The organism is Burkholderia sp. Se-20373, assembly GCF_017104705.1.
In the GTDB taxonomy this organism is placed as follows: domain Bacteria; phylum Pseudomonadota; class Gammaproteobacteria; order Burkholderiales; family Burkholderiaceae; genus Burkholderia.
In genome coordinates this window covers 1-572 of record NZ_JAAGPH010000359.1, presented here as the reverse complement: position 1 = coordinate 572, position 572 = coordinate 1, and the positions used below count along the sequence as shown (strand labels likewise).

Below are 572 nucleotides of genomic sequence, written 5' to 3'. Positions count from 1 at the left end.
GCATTGCCCGTGGCACGGGCAGCCGACCTCGTGATCGTTGACCATGCCGGTGGCCTGCATCAGCGCATAGCAGATCGTCGAACCGACGAACTTGCAGCCATACGCCTTCAGCGCCTTGCTGAGCGCGTCGGACTGTTCGGTCGACGCGGGCGCGTCGCGGTACGACTGCCACGCGTTCTGGACCGGCGTATCGCCGACGAACGACCACAGGAACGCGGCGAGCGACCCGTGCTCTTCGCGGATGCGCTGCACGGCGCGTGCATTGGTGACCGCCGATTCGACCTTCGCACGGTTGCGCACGATGCCGGGATTCTCCAGCAGCTTCTCGATGCGTTTCGGCGTGAAGCGCGCGACGGCATCGACGTCGAAATCCGCAAAGGCTTCGCGATAGCCCGCGCGCTTGTTCAGGATCGTCGACCACGACAGTCCGGCCTGCGCGCCTTCCAGGATCAGCATTTCGAACAGGTGGCGATCGTCGTGCGACGGCACGCCCCACTCGGTATCGTGATAGTGCGCATCCGCTTCCGTCTTCACCCAGTTGCACCGCTGCGACATCGTCTGCCTCGCTTTTA

Annotated in this window: 1 protein-coding gene; it reads right to left on the bottom strand. The window is 64.3% G+C overall.

Annotated elements, in window-relative coordinates; translation table 11 throughout:
• A partial coding sequence (locus G3N96_RS38745; protein ID WP_206140493.1) for a DNA-3-methyladenine glycosylase I occupies nucleotides 1-555 on the bottom strand: 555 nt, incomplete at its 3' end.
• Between the last annotated feature and the right edge of the window lie 17 nt (nucleotides 556-572).